Source organism: Aeromicrobium sp. PFPM2_SD2, assembly GCF_057364525.1.
Window position 1 is genome coordinate 1 of the sequence record NZ_JBNFNZ010000385.1, and the last position, 2,331, is coordinate 2,331.

At 71.6% G+C, this 2,331-nt stretch carries 1 protein-coding gene and 1 pseudogene; one reads left to right on the forward strand and one right to left on the reverse strand.

All coding sequences use genetic code 11. From position 1 onward, the window contains the following. Positions 1 to 147: 147 nt before the first annotated feature. Positions 148 to 1,340: pseudogene (gene tgt / locus AC2W7G_RS13950) on the forward strand (tRNA guanosine(34) transglycosylase Tgt). A 110-nt stretch (positions 1,341 to 1,450) separates the two neighbouring features. Here the strand turns inward: tgt and AC2W7G_RS13955 are convergent. Continuing rightward, the gene (locus tag AC2W7G_RS13955; protein ID WP_485868967.1) at positions 1,451 to 2,188 is read right to left on the reverse strand and encodes a queuosine precursor transporter; all 738 of its coding nucleotides are present in this window, start codon (positions 2,186 to 2,188) and stop codon (positions 1,451 to 1,453) included. Positions 2,189 to 2,331 lie beyond the last annotated feature (143 nt).

The following is a 2,331-nucleotide window of genomic DNA, read 5'->3' on the forward strand; positions in this document are numbered from 1 at the left end:
CACCTCCGACGCCGACGCCCTGGCCCGGCTGACCCGCGCTCCCGGCCGCCGTCTGGAACCTCCTGCTCGTCGCCGCCGCGGCGGGCGCGCTCGTCCTGGCGACGTCCTGGCTGCCGGTGCTCGACTGACGTCGGGGAGGATGGGCGCGTGTTCAGCGTCGGCAAGCAGCTCCCCGGGACCCTCGGACGCAACGGCGTCCTGACCACCCCGCACGGCGACGTGCGCACGCCCGCGTTCATCCCCGTGGGGACGAAGGCGACGGTCAAGGCGGTGCTCCCCGAGTCGATGGCCGAGCTCGGCGCGCAGGCGCTGCTGGCCAACGCCTACCACCTGTACCTGCAGCCCGGCCCGGACGTCGTCGACGAGGCCGGCGGCCTGGGCGCGTTCATGGGCTGGCGCGGACCGACGTTCACCGACTCCGGCGGCTTCCAGGTGCTCAGCCTCGGCGCGGGCTTCCAGAAGACGCTCTCGATGGACTCCACCCGGGTCACCGCCGACGACGTCATCGCCCCGGGCAAGGAGCGCCTGGCCCACGTCGACGAGGACGGCGTCACGTTCCGCTCCCACCTGGACGGCAGCAAGCACCGCTTCACGCCCGAGGTGTCGATGGGCATCCAGCACCAGCTCGGCGCGGACGTGATCTTCGCCTTCGACGAGCTGACGACGCTCATGAACAGCCGCGACTACCAGGTCGAGTCGCTGGCCCGCACGCAGCGCTGGGCCGAGCGCTGCGTGCGCGAGCACGAGCGGCTCACCGAGGCCCGGGCCGGCAAGCCGTACCAGGCGCTGTTCGGCGTCGTGCAGGGCGCGCAGCACGAGGACCTGCGCCGTCAGGCGGCCCGCGACCTGCGCACGCTCGGCTTCGACGGCTACGGCATCGGCGGCGCGATCGAGAAGGAGCGGCTGGGCGAGATCACGTCCTGGGCCGTCTCGAGCTCGAGGAGGACAAGCCGCGCCACCTGCTGGGCATCGGCGAGCCGGACGACTTCTTCGCCGCCGTCGAGGCCGGGATCGACACCTTCGACTGCGTCTCCCCCACCCGCGAGGCGCGCCGCTCGCGCGTCTACACCCGCGACGGCCGGTTCAACCTGCTGCAGGCCCGGTTCAAGCGCGACTTCACGCCGATCGACGCGTCGTGCGACTGCTACACCTGCACGCACTACACCAAGGCGTACCTGCACCACCTGTACAAGGCCAAGGAGTACCTGTCGGCCACGCTCGCGTCGATCCACAACGAGCGGTTCACGGTGCGGCTGGTGGACGACATCCGGGCGGCGATCGAGGACGGGACGTACGCCGACCTCAAGGCCGACGTCCTCGCGCGCTACTACGCCCGCTGAGCCGGCTGGAGCGGTGACCTGGCGTCCACCGCGGGTCGTCGGCGGTGAGTGAGCGTCCACCGCGGTGCTGCGGTGGACGCTCACTCACCGCCCCGCCACGCCGGAGCCGATCAGGCGACGGGGGTCGCGTCGTCGTCCCAGTAGCTCGGCTCGCGCTTCTTCAGCCAGGCGATGACGGCGACGGTGACCGGCATGACGAGGAGCTCGACGAGCGCCTTGTAGACGAAGCCGACGATCGCGTAGTTCCAGAACTGGCCCATCGTCGTGATGCCGATGGCGGACGCGGCGATGGCGCAGAAGATGAGCGTGTCGGCCGCCTCGCCGACCCCGGTGGACGTGGCCAGGCGCGCCACCAGCCCGCGCTCGGCGGTGCGCTCCTTCATCCGCACGAGCACGTACGAGTTCGTCAGCTGGCCCACGACGTACCCGGCCATGGACGCCAGCAGGATCTGCGGCACCTGCCCGAGCACCGCCTCGAACGCGCCCTGGTTCTCGTAGAACGAGGCGGCCGGGGCGTGCTCCACGGCGACGAACGTCAGCGCCGCGACGATGGACGCGCCGAAGCCCACGACCACCGCGCGACGGGCGGCCCGGAAGCCGTAGACCTCGCTGACGACGTCGCCCAGGACGTACGCGAGCGGGAACAGGAACGCGCCCCCGTCGGTGATGACCGGCCACAGCTGGAGCGAGCCCAGGGTCCAGGACCCCGAGCCGATCTCGATGCCCTTGGTGGCGACGATGTTGGAGACGACGAGCACCACGCAGAACAGGGCGAGGACGACGTCGAAGTGGGTGCGGGTCCGCAGCGCGTACCGGACGCGCGAGTCCTGGGCTGTCACGGGCTTCATCCAACCACCGACCGCCCCTCTGGAAGAATCCGACCATGACCGCCGCGCTGCCCGACCGCACCGACGTCCTCGTGGTCGGGGGCACGCTGCGCATCGTCGACCTCGGGGGCGGCACCGGCGGAGACGCCGTGCGGCTCGCCGGG

Bases quoted from the DNA above. Each gene is read 5' to 3' on its own strand.
- AC2W7G_RS13955 (WP_485868967.1), bottom strand. From the start codon at position 2,188: ATGAAGCCCGTGACAGCCCAGGACTCGCGCGTCCGGTACGCGCTGCGG.